This window comes from Roseobacter sp. MH60115, from assembly GCF_015644665.1.
GTDB lineage: Bacteria > Pseudomonadota > Alphaproteobacteria > Rhodobacterales > Rhodobacteraceae > Roseobacter.
Map to the genome: position 1 here is coordinate 488,929 of NZ_JADOBQ010000002.1, position 18,449 is coordinate 507,377.

At 61.1% G+C, this 18,449-nt stretch carries 16 protein-coding genes; 9 read left to right on the forward strand and 7 right to left on the reverse strand.

Translation table 11 applies throughout. From position 1 onward, the window contains the following. Positions 1 to 65 precede the first annotated feature (65 nt). From ISX84_RS08025 to ISX84_RS08040, 4 genes are read right to left on the reverse strand one after another with little or no spacing between them, the layout of a single operon-like run. Positions 66 to 1,220 (reverse strand): ABC transporter permease, encoded by a 1,155-nt coding sequence (locus tag ISX84_RS08025; RefSeq protein ID WP_195819814.1) that lies wholly within the window; start codon positions 1,218 to 1,220, stop codon positions 66 to 68. Beyond that, on the reverse strand, positions 1,217 to 2,245 hold the full coding sequence (locus ISX84_RS08030) for an ABC transporter permease (protein ID WP_195819815.1): 1,029 nt from the start codon (positions 2,243 to 2,245) through the stop codon (positions 1,217 to 1,219). Before ISX84_RS08030 ends, ISX84_RS08025 begins: the two co-directional genes overlap by 4 nt. Further along, on the reverse strand, positions 2,242 to 4,161 hold the full coding sequence (locus tag ISX84_RS08035) for an ABC transporter substrate-binding protein (protein ID WP_195819816.1): 1,920 nt from the start codon (positions 4,159 to 4,161) through the stop codon (positions 2,242 to 2,244). Before ISX84_RS08035 ends, ISX84_RS08030 begins: the two co-directional genes overlap by 4 nt. After that, positions 4,154 to 5,926: an ABC transporter ATP-binding protein gene (locus tag ISX84_RS08040; protein ID WP_195819817.1), complete on the reverse strand. Its 1,773-nt coding sequence runs from the start codon at positions 5,924 to 5,926 to the stop codon at positions 4,154 to 4,156. Before ISX84_RS08040 ends, ISX84_RS08035 begins: the two co-directional genes overlap by 8 nt. Before the next feature lie 172 nt (positions 5,927 to 6,098). On the opposite strand from ISX84_RS08040, the gene ISX84_RS08045 reads away from it, so the two are divergent. Both ISX84_RS08045 and ISX84_RS08050 read left to right on the forward strand, forming a co-directional pair. Then, positions 6,099 to 6,584: a class I SAM-dependent methyltransferase gene (locus ISX84_RS08045; protein ID WP_195819818.1), complete on the forward strand. Its 486-nt coding sequence runs from the start codon at positions 6,099 to 6,101 to the stop codon at positions 6,582 to 6,584. Between the two features lie 105 nt (positions 6,585 to 6,689). Next, positions 6,690 to 8,780 (forward strand): 3-hydroxyacyl-CoA dehydrogenase NAD-binding domain-containing protein, encoded by a 2,091-nt coding sequence (locus ISX84_RS08050; protein WP_195819819.1) that lies wholly within the window; start codon positions 6,690 to 6,692, stop codon positions 8,778 to 8,780. 14 nt (positions 8,781 to 8,794) lie between these two features. Here the strand turns inward: ISX84_RS08050 and rpe are convergent, their stop codons facing one another. After that, positions 8,795 to 9,484, reverse strand: coding sequence for a ribulose-phosphate 3-epimerase (gene rpe / locus ISX84_RS08055; RefSeq protein WP_195819820.1), 690 nt, complete (start codon positions 9,482 to 9,484; stop codon positions 8,795 to 8,797). 153 nt (positions 9,485 to 9,637) lie between these two features. Between rpe and ISX84_RS08060 the strand changes: the two genes are divergently transcribed. The 4 genes from ISX84_RS08060 to ISX84_RS08075 all read left to right on the forward strand — a co-directional run bounded on the left by ISX84_RS08060 (position 9,638) and on the right by ISX84_RS08075 (position 12,934). Then, positions 9,638 to 10,657: an ABC transporter substrate-binding protein gene (locus ISX84_RS08060; RefSeq protein ID WP_195819821.1), complete on the forward strand. Its 1,020-nt coding sequence runs from the start codon at positions 9,638 to 9,640 to the stop codon at positions 10,655 to 10,657. Between the two features lie 5 nt (positions 10,658 to 10,662). Continuing rightward, entirely contained in the window at positions 10,663 to 11,430 is a 768-nt protein-coding gene (locus ISX84_RS08065; RefSeq protein ID WP_195819822.1) for an ABC transporter ATP-binding protein, read from the forward strand. Further along, a complete protein-coding gene (locus tag ISX84_RS08070) occupies positions 11,423 to 12,217 on the forward strand; it encodes an ABC transporter permease (RefSeq protein WP_195819823.1) in 795 nt (264 codons plus the stop codon). Before ISX84_RS08065 ends, ISX84_RS08070 begins: the two co-directional genes overlap by 8 nt. A 180-nt stretch (positions 12,218 to 12,397) precedes the next feature. Further along, positions 12,398 to 12,934, forward strand: a complete 537-nt coding sequence (locus ISX84_RS08075; protein WP_195819824.1) for a peroxiredoxin-like family protein — start codon at positions 12,398 to 12,400, stop codon at positions 12,932 to 12,934. A gap of 129 nt (positions 12,935 to 13,063) precedes the next feature. On the opposite strand, the gene ISX84_RS08080 is transcribed toward ISX84_RS08075, so the two are convergent. Together ISX84_RS08080 and ISX84_RS08085 are read right to left on the reverse strand one after the other, a co-directional pair. Continuing rightward, the gene (locus ISX84_RS08080; RefSeq protein WP_195819825.1) at positions 13,064 to 14,758 is read right to left on the reverse strand and encodes an AMP-binding protein; all 1,695 of its coding nucleotides are present in this window, start codon (positions 14,756 to 14,758) and stop codon (positions 13,064 to 13,066) included. A 22-nt stretch (positions 14,759 to 14,780) separates the two neighbouring features. Further along, positions 14,781 to 15,653 (reverse strand): MurR/RpiR family transcriptional regulator, encoded by an 873-nt coding sequence (locus tag ISX84_RS08085; protein WP_195819826.1) that lies wholly within the window; start codon positions 15,651 to 15,653, stop codon positions 14,781 to 14,783. 119 nt (positions 15,654 to 15,772) lie between these two features. On the opposite strand from ISX84_RS08085, the gene ISX84_RS08090 reads away from it, so the two are divergent. From ISX84_RS08090 to ISX84_RS08100, 3 genes are read left to right on the forward strand one after another with little or no spacing between them, the layout of a single operon-like run. After that, entirely contained in the window at positions 15,773 to 16,537 is a 765-nt protein-coding gene (locus ISX84_RS08090) for an N-formylglutamate amidohydrolase (protein ID WP_195819827.1), read from the forward strand. Beyond that, positions 16,534 to 17,112 (forward strand): TRAP transporter small permease subunit, encoded by a 579-nt coding sequence (locus tag ISX84_RS08095; protein WP_195819828.1) that lies wholly within the window; start codon positions 16,534 to 16,536, stop codon positions 17,110 to 17,112. Before ISX84_RS08090 ends, ISX84_RS08095 begins: the two co-directional genes overlap by 4 nt. Then, entirely contained in the window at positions 17,102 to 18,424 is a 1,323-nt protein-coding gene (locus ISX84_RS08100) for a TRAP transporter large permease (protein ID WP_195819829.1), read from the forward strand. Before ISX84_RS08095 ends, ISX84_RS08100 begins: the two co-directional genes overlap by 11 nt. Positions 18,425 to 18,449 lie beyond the last annotated feature (25 nt).

The following is an 18,449-nucleotide window of genomic DNA, read 5'->3' on the forward strand; positions in this document are numbered from 1 at the left end:
CGTTGAGGCAAAAAAACTGGTGGCGGTTGATCCCGCGCGACAGAGAGCCAAGGCTGCGCGATGGTTCAGCTCTTGTAGGGATCGAGCGAGGCGCGCAGCCCGTCGCCGAGGAAGTTGAACGCCAGCACCACAAAGATGATCGGCAGCATCGGGATCGCCGTCCAGGGATAGATTTCGATGGAGGCGAGGTTCTGGGCATCGTTCAGCATCACGCCCCAACTGACTGCCGGTGCGCGCAGCCCAAGGCCGAGAAAACTCAGTGCAGTTTCGCCGAGGATCATCGCGGGGATCGACAGCGTCGCCGAGGCGATCAAATGCGACATGAAATTGGGCAGCAGGTGGCGCCGGATCACCCGGCCCGGCTTGGCCCCCATCATCTCTGCCGCACGCACGTATTCCTCCTCTCTCAACGAGAGGAATTTACTTCGGACCGCCCGCGCGAGGCCCGGCCAGTCGAGGATGCCGAGGATGATCGAGATGATGAAAAAGACGGCCACCGGGCCCCAGTTGGACGGCACAGCAGCAGAGAGCGCAAGCCAGAGCGGCAGTTCCGGCAACGAGCGCAGGATTTCGATGGCGCGGTTGATCACCCAGTCGGTCTTGCCGCCGAAGTACCCTGCGATGGAGCCAAAGAAGATACCCAGCGCAAAGGAGACCGTGATGCCAATCAGGCCGACCGTCAGCGACAGTTGCGCGCCGTAGAGAATGCGGCTGAACACATCGCGGCCCAGCCGGTCGGAGCCCCAGAGAAAGACAGTGGCCCCCTCGGGCGCACAGAAGAGATGGGTGTCCGAGGGGATGAAGCCAAAGAGGTTGTAGCGATCCCCTTCGCAGAAGAACTGCAATGGCATCGGGCGCGTCGTATCGGTCTCGTAGGTCCAGCGGTAGTTGACCAGATCGGCGGTCGCCGTGGTCGGGTAGACATAAGGCCCGATAAAGTCGCCCTCGTGCCAGAAGTTGATGGATTGTGGCGGGGCATAGAGATAATCGGCGCTGCGTTCGTTTGGCGTGTAGGGCGCGATGAACCCGGCGATGGGCAGCATCAGGTAGCTGAGCAGCAGGAAGATGCCCGAGATGAGGCCCAGCTTGTGGCGCTTGAACTTGCGCCAGACCAGCACCCAGTTCGGTGCGTCCATGTCGGAGCGTTCGAGCGCGGAAAGGTCCGCATCATCGGACCATGGGGCCTCGTCCACATAGCGGCCATCGGGCAGTTTTTTCATGAGCCGCGCGCCCCATACCGGATGCGGGGGTCGAGCAGAACCAGCAGCAGATCAGAGATCATGGTGCCGATCAGCGTAAGCAGGGCCACGAACATCAGCACGAAGCCGGCAAGGAACTGATCCTGGCTTTTCAGCGCTGTCAGCAGCGAGGGACCGATGGTCTGCAGCCCGAGCACCACTGAGACAAGCACGGAGCCCGAGACCATCGCGGGCAGCAGGTTGCCGATGTCGGCCACGAAGGGATTGAAAGCCATGCGCAGCGGGTATTTGGCCAGCAGTTTCGAGGGGCCGAGCCCCTTGGCCTTGGCCGTTTCCACGTAGGGCTTGGAAAGCTCATCCAGCATATTGGCACGCAGGCGCTGCATCATGGCCGCCGCCCCGGAGGTGCCGATCACGAAGGTCGGCACGATCAGATGCACGAGAATGGATCTGACTTTCTCCCAGGACATCGGCTCGCCCTCGAATTCGGGAGCCATCAGCCCGCCGATGGGCAGATCGAAATACTTGTTGCCGTAGTAGAAGAGCATCAGCGCCAGCAGGAAGTTGGGCGTGGCAAGGCCAAGATAGCCGACGAAGGCGGCGGTGTAGTCGACCCAGGTTTCCGACTTGGCGGCGGCAATTACGCCAAGCGGCAGGGCGACCATATAGACAAAGAGCACGGCGGCGAGGTTCACCAGCACCGTGAGCCAGAGCGCATCGCCGACGACTTCGCTGACGGGGCGGTCGAACTCGAAAGACCAGCCGAAATTGCCCTGGATGAGCCCGTACCAGCCCTGCGGCCCGGGCGCCATGCCGACCCAGATCAGATATTGCTCCCAGATCGGGCGGTCGAGCGCGTATTCCGTGCGCAGGAATTCCGCTTTGGCAACACCTTCGGCCTGACCCGTGGCGCGCAGCTCTGCGATCTGGTTCGACAGATAGTCACCGGGCGGCAGGTTGATGATCACGAAGATCAGGATCGACACCACCCAGAGAGTGAGCAGCATCGTGATGAACCGATAGATGGCATAGCGCAGAAACATCATTGGGTGAGCTGCTGGAACGGTTCGTCGTAGTAAAACTCATCCACCCGGTGAATGCCGAAATGGGCGCCGGGGTCCCAAGCCCATTTCGCCTGTTCCGGCACGTTGCGCAGCCGGTTCGAGACCACAATCGGTTGCGGCGCTTCGGCCAGAATGCCGATGCCGAACTGGTTCTCCGCGTGGATCGCCAGCATCTCTCGCCAGATGCGCGCCCGTGCGTCGGTGTCTTCGGTGTGGTCCCACTCCCAGCTCAGCTGCATCAGCCGTTTCGCGGCAGGCATGTCCGGGGCCTCGCCGACCTCGCCACCGGTCTGGTAGTATTGCCCCCACTTCGGCCAGGCAAAGAATTCCTGATGCGTCGGCGCGAGATACTCCGGCGGCGTGTAGGTTTGCGGCAGACCATTGTCCCAACCGAACCAGACCGCGGACATGCTGAGGCCGGAATAGACCCGGTTGCGCAGAATATCCCGATCCAGCGGGCGCATCACCAGCTTGATCCCGATCTCGCGCCAGGTGTCGGTGACGATGGCCAGGGCGTTCTCGACCTCCTGCCGCTCCCCCGCCGTCTCGATCACGAATTCCATCGGGCGTCCGTCTGGCAGCTTGCGGATCCCGTCGGGTGTGCGTTCGGTCAGGCCCATCTCATCCAAAAGCGCATTGGATTTGGCTGGATAGTAGATCGACCATTTGAAGAGGTTTGCGGGGTCAAAAAACGGGCTTTTGGCCAGCGCGGTCATGCCGCCCTCCTTGGCCAACCCGAAGTACAGCGCCCGGTTGATCATGCGCCGGTCGATGCCCATGGACAGCGCCCGGCGGAAGCGTACATCGCGGATCACCTCACGCCAGACTGGATCGGCGAAATTGAGGTTGGGATAGATGGCGATCTGGTTCGCCGCCCCATTGGCCCAGAGCAATGTGCGATAGCCCGCGCCATCGGTCTCGCCCTTCTTCAGGATCGAGATATCCGGGAAATCGAGGCCCCGTGCCTGCAGGTCGACCTCGCCCGCGTTGGCCTTGGCGGCAATCAATCCGCCCCCCACAATCGTCATCTCCACCACGTCGATGTAGGGCAGTTGCAGCCCCCGCGCATCCACCCGGTGATAGTAGGGGTTGCGCACAAAGACGTGACGGCTCGACTTGGTGCCGGAGGCGTTCATCCAGGGCTGCAGCGTCGGCAGGTCCGGATTGTCGAATTTGAACATGTTGTCGCGGTCATTGTGCAGCGGGGCCCAGGCCCTTACCCGCGCCTTTTTGATCTTTCTTCTCAGGGTCTTGGCGTCGGTGAATTCCGCATGAAACTGCTTGAGATAATGCGCGGGGCGGTAAATGAAAAACGGGCTGGCCTGGGCCAGAAGCTGGAGGAATTGCGGGTTCGGCGTGGGCCATTCGATCACCACCGTATGGGCGTCGGGGAAGCTCATCTCGGCCAGCACCCCATCCACGATCAGGTTTTGCGGCGGGCCCGCGGGGCTGAGCTCCTCGTTGAGCGCCACGTGTTTCCAGTAGTATTCGAAATCGGCGGAGGTGAAGGGATGACCATCGGACCAGCGATGGCCTTTGCGCAGGTGCAGGGTGAACTTGCGTCCTTCCTCGACCTCAATATCGCGCAGGATGTCGGGGTAAAGCTCGTAGTTCTGGTCGTAGCCCATCAGACGGGCATAGCCGTAGACAACCATCTGACGCACGTCCTTGGAGCGGGACACCAGCGTGCGCAATGTGCCGCCATGTTCGCCAAAGCTGCGCCCCTTTGCCTCCAGATCAACGACAAGCGGTTCTGTCGGCATGCGCTGGTTCACCGGTGGCAGGATGCCGTTTTTCACTTCGCTTTGCCAAAAGCTGCTTTCGACCATAACTGGTTGTTCCGCCCGCGCAGTGAGAGCAAGAAGGGTCAGCAGGAAAATGGCAAAGGCTCTAGACATGGCAGCGTACCTTGTGACCGGGTTCCAGTTCCGTCAGCGCGGGCGCAGCGACCCCTTCAAACCGGAAAGCTTCGGGCCAGCTTGACGGTTTGCCAGCACCCTGCGACACCAGCCCGAGGTCGATGGGCCGGTTCACATCCGGCTCGGGTTGTGCCGCGATCAGTGCGCAGGTGTAGGGATGGCGCGGGTTGTAAAAGAGCGTGTCGGGCGGCGCCTGCTCGACGATCACGCCCTGGCGCATCACGGCCACCTCATCGGCGATACGGGCGACCACCGCCAGATCGTGGCTGATGAAGAGATAGCTCAACCCCACACGGTCGCGTATGTCCTCAAGCAGGCAGAGGATCTGTTCCTGCACCGACACGTCCAGCGCCGATGTGGGTTCGTCGCAGACAAGCAGAACCGGATCGAGCGTCAGCGCGCGGGCAATCGACAGCCGCTGACGCTGTCCGCCGGAGAAGGCATGCGGATAGCGGCTGAGCATGGACGCATCGAGCCCGACCCAGCGCAACATCTCTGCCGCCTTGTCGCGGCGTTCGGCGCGGGTGCCCAACTGGTGGATTTCCATCGGTTCGGTCAGGGCCTGTTGCACCCGCATACGCGGCGACAGCGATGAATAGGGGTCCTGGAATACCATCTGCGCCTGGCGCTGAAAATGGACACGTTCCTGCTGCGACATCGCGTTGATTTTTACCTGATCCGCATCTTTGGTCGGGCGGAACAGGACCTCGCCACCGGGGTCGGGCAGCTCTGCGCCCAATGCGATCCGCGCACAGGTGGTTTTGCCGGACCCGCTCTCCCCCACAACGGCCAGTGTCTTGCCGCGTTGCAGTGAAAGGTTCACCTCGTGACAGGCCGTTATCGTCACCGGTTTACGCCAGCCGCCTGCCCGCATGGTGTAGGTCTTCGAGACATTGCGCAGATCGAGAATGAGATCGTCGCTCGTTTCCGCCCGGGCGGGTGCTGCCACCTCGGGGATCATGGGCGCTGCGGCAAAAAGCTTCTTGGTGTAGCCGTGTGCGGGGGATCCCAGCACGGCAGGCGCCGGGCCGCGTTCCATCACCCGGCCCTTGTTCATGACCACAACGGTCTCTGCCATGTTGGCCACCACGCCCAGATCATGGGTGACCAGGATCACCGCCATGCCGGTTTCCAGCTGCAACTCCTTGATCAGCCCCAAGACCTGCGCTTGCGTGGTCACGTCCAGCGCCGTCGTGGGTTCATCCGCGATCAGCAGTTCCGGCTTGGCCACCATCGCCATGGCGATCATTGCGCGCTGCCGCATGCCGCCTGACATCTCAAACGGATAGGAGCGCCAGACCCGCGTGGGATCGGGGAAACCAACCCGTTCGAATGTGTCCAGAACCGTCTTTTTGGCCTCGCCGGGGCGCATGTCCCGGTGCAGCCGCAACACTTCGCCGACCTGATCCCCCAGACGGTGCAAGGGCGAGAGTGATCGCATTGGTTCCTGAAAGATCATCGAGATTTGATTGCCGCGGATCGAGCGCATGGTGCGGCGCGACTCCGTCAGCAGATTGCAGGTCTTGCCACCGGCGCTGTAGTTGATGACACCGCTGCGGATTTGTGCCGCTTGCGGTAGGATGCGCAGAACGGACCGACAGGTGATTGTTTTGCCAGACCCGCTTTCGCCCACAAGCGCCAGTGTCTCGCCGGGCATCACCTGAAAGCTGACGTCGCGCACAACCGCATCCGCCGACCCGAAGCCGATGCTCAGATCGCGCACATCCAGCAGGGGCGTTACCACGTCCTTGTCTCTTCCTTGTTACGCATTCGTCCCTAAAACCCGTCGTCCAGTTCAGTCAGTCAACGCGATTTCCCGCCTCGCGTCCAGCACACAGATGTTTGAGTGCCTTTCTACTACCAATTTTGATGGAAAAGAGGCATTTGAACATGACATTTCTGCAAAGGGAGACCTCATGAGCCGCCTCGACCTCTTCATCGACCGAATGGTGTCACAACGCGCCTGCCTGAACCACGCCGCAGCGCTGACGCAGCAGATGCCGGGTCCGGTCTACGAGTTGGGGTTGGGCAACGGGCGGACATATCATCACATGTGCAGCATCCTGCCGGCCCAGGACATCTATGTGTTCGAACGGGCGGTGGCCTCTCATCCGGATAGCACACCGCCGGATGCGCAAGTTTTTCTGGGCGATGTCTTTGACACGCTGCCCCAGGCACTGGCGCGGTTTGGTCCAACCGCACGTCTGATCCACGCCGATCTGGGAGGGCATAATGCGGAAAAGAACGATGCATTCGCGCGCAAGCTCTCCCCTGTTGTCGCACCGCTGTTGGCCCCCGGCGGGTTGATGGTGTCGAGCGACCGGATGTATTTCGATGACCTGCAGGAGATTGCCTTGCCACCGGAGGCGGTGCTGGGCCGGTGTTTTATCTATCAAAGGTGAGCCGCAAGGGGCCTTGCGCTTCGCCGGTTTCTGCGAAACCCTGACGCCGACGCGCGGCATGAGGGTCCTGTGCTGCGCCTTCCCTTCGCAGCCGGAAAGCGCGCCATGACAGATATGATCGCCTACGAACGCCACGGCAATATCGCCGTTCTGCGCCTGCAGAACCCACCGGTCAATGCGCTGAGCCACGCGGTGCGCAGCGGGTTGATGGCCTGCATGGACAAGGCCGAAAGCGACCCTGAGGTGCGTGCGGTACTGCTGGTCGGGGCGGGGCGGGCCTTTATCGCCGGGGCCGACATCAAGGAGTTCGGCAAGCCGCCGCTTGAGCCGCATCTGCCCGATCTGTGCAACCGGATCGAGGCCTCGCCGCTGCTGGTGGTCGCCTCCCTGCACGGGGTCAGCCTTGGGGGTGGGTTGGAGGTGGCGCTCTCGGCCCATTACCGGATTGCACAGCCCGGCGCCCGCGTGGGGTTACCGGAGGTGCATCTGGGGTTGATCCCTGGTGCAGGCGGCACCCAGCGTCTGCCGCGACTGACCGGGGCAGAGGCCGCCATCGAGGCCATCACCACCGGGCGCCATATCCCGGCGAAAGAGGCGGCAGCGCTTGGTATCATCGACCGGGTTGAGGAAGGTGATCCACAAACCGTGGGGCTGGCCTATGCAGGGTCGTTGCTGGTCTCCGGAGCAGAGAGGCGGCCCGTCAGTGAAATGCCCGCCCCGGATGCCATCGACTGGGATGCCACCTATACGGCGGTTTTAAAGAAAGGTCGCGGCCAACTTTCCCCCGCACAGGCCGTGCGCGCGGTGCAGGCCAGCACCGAGCAGCCCTTTGCCGAAGGACTGCAAACCGAGCGTCAGATGTTCCGCGATCTGATGGAAACGGATCAGCGGCAGGGCATGATCCACGCCTTTTTCTCGGAACGCGCCGTGAGCAACCTGCCTGAGCTGAAAGGCATTGATCCCCGCCGCCTTGAGAAAATCGGCGTGATTGGCGGCGGCACCATGGGTGCGGGTATCGCGACAGCGGGTCTGTTGAGTGGCATGTCTGTGACACTGATCGAGATGACCCAGGACGCGGCGGATGCCGCGCGGGGCAGGATTGCGGGCAACCTCGCCGGTGCGCTGAAGCGCGGCAAGATCACGGCAGAGGCACATGATAACCTTCTGAACGACCATCTCGATGTTGCGATTCACTATGACGCGCTCAGGGACGCGGACCTCGTGATTGAGGCCGTTTTTGAAGACATGGCGGTCAAGAAGTCGGTCTTTGGTCAACTCGACGCCGTCTGCAAACCAGGGGCGGTGCTGGCGACCAATACCTCCTACCTGGACATCAACGAGATCGCCACCAGCACATCGCGGCCCGGTGACGTGATCGGCCTGCATTTCTTCTCGCCCGCTCATGTCATGAAGCTGTTGGAGGTGGTGGTGCCGGAGCAGACCGCTGCGGATGTGGTGGCCACTGGTTTCGCACTGGGCAAGACGCTGGGCAAGATCGCCGTGCGATCGGGCGTTTGCGATGGCTTCATCGGCAACCGCATCATGCGCGCCTACCGGATGGCGGCGGATCATATGGTGCTGGAGGGCGCGACCCCCTTCGAGATCGACACGGCGCTGACCGACTTCGGCTTTGCCATGGGGCCATTCGCAGTGTCCGATCTCGCCGGGCTCGACATCGCCTGGGCCATGCGCAAACGTCTGGCCGCCACCCGTGACCCGCGTGAACGGGTGGGGCGCTATCCGGATAAGCTCTGTGAAGCGGGACACTTCGGACGGAAATCTGGCAAGGGGTTTTACCTCTATGAGGCGGACCAAAGGGGCAGCACACCCAACCCCGAGGTGCTTGACCTGATCGCGGCGGAACGCGCCGACCGTGACATCACCCCGCGCAGCTTCACTGCAGAGGAAATTCAGCGCCGCTACATGGCGGCCATGGTCAATGAGGCCGCGCGGATTGTAGGCGAAGGCATCGCCCGCCGCCCGCTCGACGTTGATATGGTGCTGCTCTTTGGCTACGGATTTCCGCGCTATCACGGCGGGCCGCTGAAATGGGCCGATCTTCAGGGCCTGGACACGGTTCTCGCGGATATTGAGGGATTCGCAAAAGAGGATGACTTCTTTTGGCAACCCGCGCCGCTCTTGCAGAAACTGGTCGCCGAAGGCCGGAACTTTGACGATCTGAATAAACCGGGCTGAGGCGGCGGCCTGCTTTAGACGTAGGTGCCGCTTGCAGCCGCGCGAATGGCGCCGATGTTGTCGCCATAGGGGGCCGGATCGCTGACCGATCCGCCGCGAAACACGGCAGAGCCCGCAACCAGCACATCCGCCCCGGCCTTTGCCACCAAAGGTGCCGTGCTCGGGTCAACACCGCCATCGATTTCAATATGCACCGGGCGATCCCCGATCATGCGGCGCAAAGCGGAAATCTTCTCCGACATGTCGATGAATTTCTGTCCGCCAAAGCCGGGGTTCACGGTCATCACGCAGATCAGATCGACACTGTCGATCAACTCGGAGACCGCGCTTGCCGGTGTGCCGGGGTTCAGCGCAACACCCGCCTTGGCGCCCGCCCCGCGAATGGCCTGCAGCGTGCGGTGGATATGGGGGCCTGCCTCGACATGGGCGGTGATCACATCCGCGCCCGCCTGAGCAAAGGCGTCGATGTAAGGGTCAACCGGCGTGATCATCAGATGCACGTCCATCACGCCCTTGATGTGCGGGCGGATTGCGGCGCATGTGGTCGGGCCAAAGGTGATATTGGGCACGAAATGCCCGTCCATCACGTCCACATGCACCCAATCGGCGCCCTGCGCTTCGATGGCTTCGCATTCCGCGCCGAAATTGGCAAAATCCGCAGCCAGGATCGAGGGGGCAATTTTGATGGATCGGTCAAAGGACATGGGCATAGCGCCTTTTGCATCGGGAAGGGACATGCGCGCTATACCGGGGGCGATGGGCGCGAGGCAATAGCGTTCGGCGCTTGCAGCTAGGGCAATGTCGGGTAAACCTTGACCAAAGGGCCGGTGGGCCGTGTGAATTCCAGGGAGGATCAGATGCCGAATTTCAATCGTCGCGACGCTATGGGCGTTCTGGGGGCGGCTACGGCCGTTGGTCTGGCGGCACCCGCCTATGCGGCGGGCCGCAAGATTACCGTGGGCGCGCTGCGGTTTACCAGCCATTCCGGCAGCTTCATCGCCTATGAACGCAACTACTTTGCCGAGGCGGGCCTGGATGTGGAGCTGAAGTTCTTTCAGGCGGCCCAGCCTATGGCTGTCGCGATTGCCAGCGGCGACGTGGACTACGCAGTCACGGCGATTTCGGGTGGTCTTGTGTCCTTGGCCGACAAGGGGGCGATCAAGGTGATCGGTGGTGCGCTGTCCGAAGAACCGGGCATTGACGGGCAGAAAATTCTCGCCAGCGACGCGGCCTTTCAGGCAGGGCTAACCTCACCCAAGGCATTGGATGGCAAGAGCTTTGGCATGTCCACTGCCGGTTCTTCGTTTCACTACATGGGGTCCAAGGTGGCCGTAGCCGAAGGCGTGTCGATGTCTTTCAAGCCGCTGCAAAAGGTGGGAGCGATCATTGGCGCGCTGAAGTCCGGGCAGATCGATGCCTGGTCCATCGTGCCGCATATCGCCAAGCCGCTTGCGGGGTCCGGCGCCGTCCATATCATCGGCAACATCGCGGATTACCTGCCGGACTATCAGGTCACCACGGTCTTTACCTCGGCCAGCAATGCGGCGGAGGAGCGGGAGATGACCCAGGACTATCTGGAGGCCTATTCCAAGGGTGTGGCGGACTACAATGCCACCATGATTGCCAAGGAAAGCGGTCAGGAAGGGATCGATGGTATGGTCGATCTGATCCACAAATATGTCTACACCGACCGCCCGCGCGAAAAGGCGGCACCGTCGATCATCAATGGCACCATGCGGCTGAATGAAGGGGCCGCGTTGAACGTAGCCTCCGTGCGCGACCAGTTGGAATGGTTCCAGTCCGAGGGGCTGGTGGGGGCGGATATCACGCTGGATACGCTGCTTGATACCAGTTTTGTCGAGACCCTGGGCAGCTAGGGCAGATGGAGCTGCGCCTGCGGGGAGTTGGTCACGGATATGGTGGCCGCGAGGTGCTGCGCGGCATCGATCTCGACATCCCGGCGGGGCAGATTGTCTGCATCGTCGGGCCGTCCGGCTGTGGCAAATCCACGCTGCTGCGGATGATGGGCGGGTTGGAAGAACCGGACCTTGGGGAGGTTCTGCAGGTGGGGCAGGCGCCCGAGGACTGCCTGAACCCTTTGACCTACATTTTTCAGGATTTTGCTTTGCTGCCCTGGCGCACGGTTGCGGGGAATGTGTCTCTTGTGTTGGAAGACCATGAGATCAAAGGCGTAGATGCGAGCGCTATGATCAAGGATGTGCTGCAGCGCACGCGCCTTTCGGACTTTGCCGATACGTTACCACGACAGCTCTCTGGCGGCATGAAACAGCGGGTGGCCATCGCCCGTGCGCTGGTCGTCAATCCGGCGGTGATGTTGATGGATGAGCCGCTCTCGGCGCTGGACAGCCAGACGCGCGAATTGCTGATGGACGATCTGATAAGCCTGTGGACAAGGACCCCCTTTACGGCAGTTTATGTAACGCACAATCTGGCCGAAGCCGTGCGCTTGGGACACCGGATCGTGGTGTTGTCGCGCCGCCCGGGTGAGGTTCGAGAGGTGGTCACTCTGGAAAAACCGCTCGAGGCGCGCGCCTATGGTGACGCAGATCTGGAGGTGAAGCAGAAACATCTCTGGGAGTTGATGCGCGCGGAAGCAGCGGCGGCGGATGCGGAGCTGATCGGTGGATAACCCGGTCAAAATAGTCGTATTCAGAGGGGGAGGTTTTGCGCCGGTGACACGGCGTTGGGTTGGGTTTGCGGTGTTTCTGGTCCTGCTACTGGCTGTTGAATGGGGCACGCGCACCGGGTTTATCTCGCCGCTTACCCTGCCCAAGCCAAGCGATGTTTTGCAAACATTTGCAGAGCTTTACAGCTCGGGGCTCTTGTTCCAACATCTCTTGCCCTCTCTGTCCCGACTGGCGGTCGGTGCCGCTTTGGGGGCGTCATTGGGGATCGGTGTGGGTCTTTTGATGGGATTGTTCTCTTTCATCCGCGCCGGATTGGTGCCCTTGGTGGCGGCGATCTTCCCAATTCCCAAGATTGCCCTGCTGCCGCTCTTTGTGATCTGGTTCGGGATCGACGAAGGCAGCAAATATGCATTGATCGCCTTTGGTACCTTCACCCCGACCGTCGTGGCCACATATGCGGCTGTGGATAACGTAGACCGAACGCTGATCCGCATGGGGCAGAGTTTTGGGCTGAGCTGGCTCAGTATCGTCCGCAAGATTGTCCTGCCGGGGGCAATGCCCGGCATTCTTGCGGGGCTCCGGATTTCGCTGGCGATTGCGATCATCCTGCTGGTTGCGGCGGAGATGCTGGGCGCGGAATATGGGATCGGTGCCTATATTCTCGAGGCGGGGTCGCTCTATGATCTGGAACGGCTTTTTGCAGGCGTGGTGATCCTGTCGGTTTTGGGTGTTCTGGTCAGCGCCGTGATCGGCGCCATCGAAAAGCGCGTGTTAAATTGGCGTAGTTAGGGGATGTTGTCGGTGCCGCCAACGCGGTTTGGAAAAAACCGAGGCGGGTAAAAAGCCACTTCCCCGCGACTTCCGTTCCATGCTCTTGCGCACAAGGCAACGTGAACTCTCGCCTATGGCCTTGCGTCGGTATCCATGAGAGCAGTGGGACCCACGAATTATAGAACGGAGAAGTGCCCCATGCTGATGCCACGCCAGAAAACCCCCGACCTTGAGCTCCCCCTTCTTGGTGGAGGCACATTCAACCTGTCGGAAGATGCCTCTGAACGGGGCACGGTTGTCTGTTTTTACCGGGGGCTGCATTGCCCGCTCTGCGCGACCTATCTGAAAGAGCTTGAAAAACGAACACCGGAATTTGCGGAACGTGGCGTGAAGACCATCGCGATCAGCAGCGATGGTGAAGAGCGCGCACAGGCGATGGCGGAAAAGATCGAGGCAAAAGAGCTGCGGTTCGGCTATGATCTGTCCCTGAGCAAGGCCAAGGAATGGGGGCTCTACATCTCTACATCGCGGGGCAAGACGTCGATCGGGATCGAAGAGCCTGCGCTTTTTTCCGAGCCGGGGCTGTTCATGGTGACACCGCAACAGACGCTTTACTACGGATCGGTGCAGACGATGCCGTTCGTGCGCCCGCATTTCTCGGAACTGGTGGGGGCGTTGGACTTTGCAATAGGCAATGACTATCCGGCGCGGGGTGAATACACCGGTGCGGTCTGACAGAGGGTGGTTCGGATCGGGCGATTGGTCAGAACCGTGCTGTTGGTGAAAGGCGCGGCTGGCGCCGCACGACATGTCCCAGGCAAATCCTGAGCGGATTGGCCTGGTGTTGGCACTTCGCGTCGCCTTTCATGCCTCACCAGAGAGCTCTGCCACCATCTGATCCCGCATGATGAACTTTTGCGGCTTGCCGGTGACCGTCATCGGCAGCTCGGATCTGATGCGGATGTGAGTTGGCGTTTTGAAGTGGGCGATGTTTTCCTTGCAGAAGTCCCGTATCGTTTTCGGTGACGCCGTGGCACCTCCGTGCAGGACCACCCAGGCGCAGACGATTTCCCCCAAGGTGTCATCGGGGATGCCGAAAACCTGCGCTTGAGCGATATCCGGATGCGTGTAGAGGAATTCCTCTATTTCCCGTGGGTAGATGTTCTCGCCCCCGCGCAGGATCATGTCCTTGACGCGACCGGTGATGCTGCAATAGCCCTCCGCATCCAGAGTGGCGAGGTCTCCGGTATGCATCCAGCCCTCGGCATCGATGCTCTGAGTGGTTTTTTCATCCTCTCCCCAGTAGCCTTTCATCACCGAATAGCCGCGGGTCAATAGCTCTCCCTGGTGTCCGGTGGGCACTGTGTGGCCTTCTGCATCGACGAGGCGGACCTCGACATGCGGATGGATGCGGCCCACTGAGGAGACCCGCTTGTCCAGCGGATCGTCCACGTTGCTTTGGAAGGAAACAGGGGAGGTTTCGGTCATGCCGTAGGCGATGGTCACGCCGGTCATGTGCATCTGCGACTGCACCTGTTTCATGATTTCGCGCGGGCAGGGCGCGCCGGCCATGATGCCCGTCCTCAGGGTGCTGAGATCGTAGCGGTCGAAGTCGGGCAGGGCGAGTTCGTTCACAAACATCGTGGGCACGCCGAAGAGGGCCGTGCAGCATTCTTCCGAGACGGCTTGCAGAGTTTCCCTCGCATCAAAGCCCTCACCGGGGACCACGATGGTGGCACCTTTGGTGACGCAGCCTAAGGTGCCCATCACCATGCCAAAGCAGTGATAGAAAGGCACGGGGATACAGAGCTTGTCGCGTTCCGTCAGCTCAAGGGTTTGCGTGACGAAATGCGCGTTGTTGACGATGTTATGATGCGTGAGGCTGGCGCCTTTTGGGCTGCCGGTGGTGCCGGAGGTGAACTGAATGTTAATCACATCCTGCGGGTCGAGACGGGCACTGATTGCGTCGAGGTCGGCTGTGCTGGCTTTGCCTGCCCGGCACAGCGCGTCAAAACTGCGCATCCCTTCCGGGATGTCCTGCCCCATCACGATGACATGGCGCAAGTGGGGCAGCTTGGCGGCGCGCAGGAGACCCGTGGTCTGGCCCAGTTCAGGGGCAAGCTTTTGCAGCATGCCGGTGTAGTCCGAGGACTTGAAGGCGCGGGCCGTGATCAACGCCCGACAGCCAACCTTGTTCAGGGCGAACTCAAGCTCCGACAGGCGGTAGGCAGGATTGATGCACACCAGCACGGCCCCGATGCGGGCGGTGGCGAACTGGGTGAGCAGCCATTCATAGCGGTTTGGCGACCAGATGCCGACGCGGTCGCCTTGGCTGATCCCCAGATCAAGCAACCCGGCGGCACAACGGTCTACCTCTCGGCTGAGATCACTATAGCTCCATCGGATCTCCTGAGCGCGAAAGATAGCGGCGGGATGGTCCGGGAGCCGCGCGGTCGTTTGCGCCAGCATATTAGGCAAGGTCATGTTCAGAAGAGGCGCGGATGTGTCGCCGATCACATGGGACATCCCCTTGCGCGGTCGCCGATTGTGCCTGCTCATATCTGTCCCTCCCGACGCATCTCTAGGTGAATTTACGGAAGAGTTTGGTTTGGTCAAACATGTCTTCCAGCGTTTGCATCCGGTCCTTGGTATCGGCCCAGGACAGGTCTTGCACCGCCGCGATGACCGTCTCGACCAACAGCAATGTGGTGGCGGCGGAATCCCAGGCCGAGGGCACAACGATCCGGCTGGAGAAACAGATATCGGCGAGGCTGTGGATGGGGGACCGCCACTGATCGGTAAAGAGAATGATCCGCGCGCCCCGCGCTTGGGCAATTTCCGCCAGCTTGAGCGTATTGCTCTCGTACCGGCGCACGTCGAAGATCGCGAAAGTATCGCCCTCCTTCACGTCCAGCAGGTAATGCGGCCAGGCGTTGGAGGTGGATTGAATATGGATCACTTCCGGGCGGATCATCTGCATGTGCAGAAAGAGATATTCCGCCAGCGTGTGGGTGATCCGTCCACCGACGATGTGCAGCCGCGAACTGGTGTCGGCCAGTTGTGCGCAGGCGGCATCGAAATCATTGGTGTCGATCTGGGCCAACGAATGGCGGATGTTCTGGATCACCGCCTCGGTGAAACGGTTCAGCATGTGGCCTTCCGGCGCACCCTCGGCCCAGGTGTCATGTTTGGCGATGGGGCCGCTGACCTTCGCCTTCAGTTCCTCGCGCAGATCGGCCTGAAACTCCGGATACCCTTTGAACCCCAGCTTCTGCACCATCCGCGCCACGGTCGGGGTCGAAACATCGGCATCCTTGGCCAGGGTCGCAATCGGACCAAGCCCTGAGGCAGGGTAGTTTTCCAGGATCGCATGGGCCAGCTGTCGCTCGGCACGGGTCAGGGTTTCAAGCCGGGCCTGAATGCGGTCTGCGATGGTGAGATTGGCGTCATCCAAATCGGGTGCCTTCTTTTTGATGGATTTTTTTACAGATCATAGAGAACTGAAAGAATAGTTTCATTATTCTGTTGACAGAATCCCGATCCGGCAAGAAGTTTATGCGAAACGGGGGTCGAATGACGAAACCAGGCGCAGCGCAACAGGAGGATGTACCGGTGCATGTACTACATGCAGATGGTGCGTCCGGTACCGTGCTGGTCTGCGAACACGCCAGCGCCTTCTTCCCGCCGGAACTGAACGCGCTGGGGCTGCCGCCTGACATGCAAAAGGGCCACGCAGCTTGGGATCCCGGCGCACTGGCGGTTGCGCGTAGGATGTCGGAGCGTCTTGATGCGCCCCTTGTGGCAGGCGCCGTGTCGCGGCTGATCTATGATTGCAACCGTCCGCCCGAAGCCGCCTCCGCCATTCTGGACCAGAGCGAAGGCCGCGACATTCCAGGCAACATCGGCCTCAGTGGGGCGGATCGGGCGGACCGTGTCGTGCGCTATTATCTGCCGTTCGAGGCCGCGGTACGCGACACCATGGATGCGGCGAACGCGCGGGTTCTGGTAACCGTGCATAGTTTCACGCCGATTTTCATGAGGCAGACCCGCGACGTGGAAATCGGTATCCTGCACGACAGCGACACGCGGCTTGCGGACGCCATGCTCAGCACCGCGGCCCGACACACGGCGCTAAACGTCCAGCGGAATGCGCCCTACGGGCCCGAGGACGGCGTAACGCATACGCTGAAACTGCACGGGCAGAGCCGCGGCATCCCCAATGTGATGCTTGAGATCCGGAATGATCTGATCGCCACTGCGCAACAGCAGCAGGACGTGGCGGAAATGCTGGCCGGTTGGGTCGCCCAGGCGCTTGCGGCACTAGAGGCGGCAGCATGACGCGCGTGGCCGCTTTCTACGTCCGCTGGGTGGATGCGGTGAACTACCGGATCGGGCGCATCATGATGTACGGTATCTTTGTCATGATGGCGATCCTGTTGTGGTCGTCGATCTCCAAGACGTTTTTCCTGCCGACCCTCTGGACGCTGGAAATGGCGCAATTTGCGATGGTTGCCTACTACATCACGGGGGGGCCTTATGCGATGCAACTGGGCGCGAATGTGCGCATGGACCTCTTCTATCACAACTGGTCGGTGGAGAAGAAAGCGTGGTTCGACGCCTTCACCGTACTGCTGCTGATCTTTTATCTGGGCATCCTGCTCTACGGCGCGCTGGGGTCGACCGCCTATTCGCTGGGGTATTGGGGGCAGGAGCCGCTGACCTATTTCGCCGGGCTTTTGACAGGCGCGGAAGAGGTCGGACGGTTGGAGCGCTCCAGCACCGCGTGGCGACCCTATATCTGGCCGATCAAGGCGGTGATGATCGCGGGGTTCTTCCTGATGCTGCTGCAGGCGATCTCCGAGCTGATCAAGGATATTGCGACATTACGCGAGGTGGATCTCGATGTCGTATGAGATGATCGCGATCCTGATGTTCGCCTCAATGATGCTGATGCTGATGACTGGCCAACGGGTGTTCGGCGCCATTGGCGGCGTGGCGGCGATTGCGGCGGTGCTGCTCTGGACGCCGGGCGGGGTGAACATCCCGTTTTCCTCCGCCATGAAGCTGATGAAATGGTACCCGCTGCTGACGCTACCGATGTTCATTTTCATGGGTTACGTGTTGTCGGAATCGAAGATCGCGGATGACCTCTACCGGATGTTCCACGTCTGGATGGGGCCGGTGTCCGGTGGGTTGGCGATTGGCACCATCGGGCTGATGGTGTTGGTCTCGGCCATGAACGGCCTAAGCGTGGCGGGCATGGCCATCGGGGCCACCATCGCACTGCCCGAGCTTTTGCGGCGCGGTTATGACAAACGCATGGTGACGGGGGTGATCCAGGCGGGGTCGAGTTTGGGCATCCTCGTGCCGCCCTCCGTGGTGCTGGTGCTCTACGCGATGATCGCGCGGCAGCCTGTGGGGCAGCTGTGGCTGGCTGGTGTGATCCCGGGGCTGATGATGGCAGCGGCGTTCATTCTCTATATCTACCTGCGCTGCAAGGCGAACCCCGCGCTGGGGCCGGTACTGCCACCCGAAGAGCGCACCGTGCCGACGGCGGAAAAGCTGCGGCTGTTGCGGGCGGGGCTGCTGCCCATTGTCATTTTCATGGCGATGATGGTGCCGTTTGTGAACGGCTGGACCAGCCTAGTGGAAAGCTCGGCCATCGGCGCGCTGACGGCCTTCATGGCCGCCGTGGTAAAGGGACGCATGAACCGCGAGGTGTTCGAAACCTCCGTGCGCCAGACGCTGGCGATCTCCTGTATGTTCATGTGGATTATTCTCGCCGCCCTCGGGTTTGGTGCGGTTTTCGACGGTCTGGGTGCGGTTAAAGCCATCGATCAGTTGTTTACGGAACAGTTGGGCCTCAACCCATGGATGATCCTGATTCTCATGCAGCTCTCGTTTCTGCTGATGGGCACCTTCCTCGATGACACCGCGATGTTGGTGATTGTAGCGCCCCTCTACGTGCCGCTGGTCGCCGCCTTAGGGTTTGATCTGATCTGGTACGGCGTGCTCTACACGATCACCACACAGATCGCCTATATGACACCGCCCTTTGGCTATAATCTCTTTCTGATGCGGGCGATGGCCCCGCCCGAGATCACGCTCAAGGACATCTACGGCTCGATCCTGCCGTTCGTGATCGTGATGATTGGATGCCTCGCGTTGATCATGACCTTCCCGCAGATTGCCCTGTGGCTGCCCGAATACGTTTACGGAAAATAATCAAGACCCCGGCAGACCGGGGCAT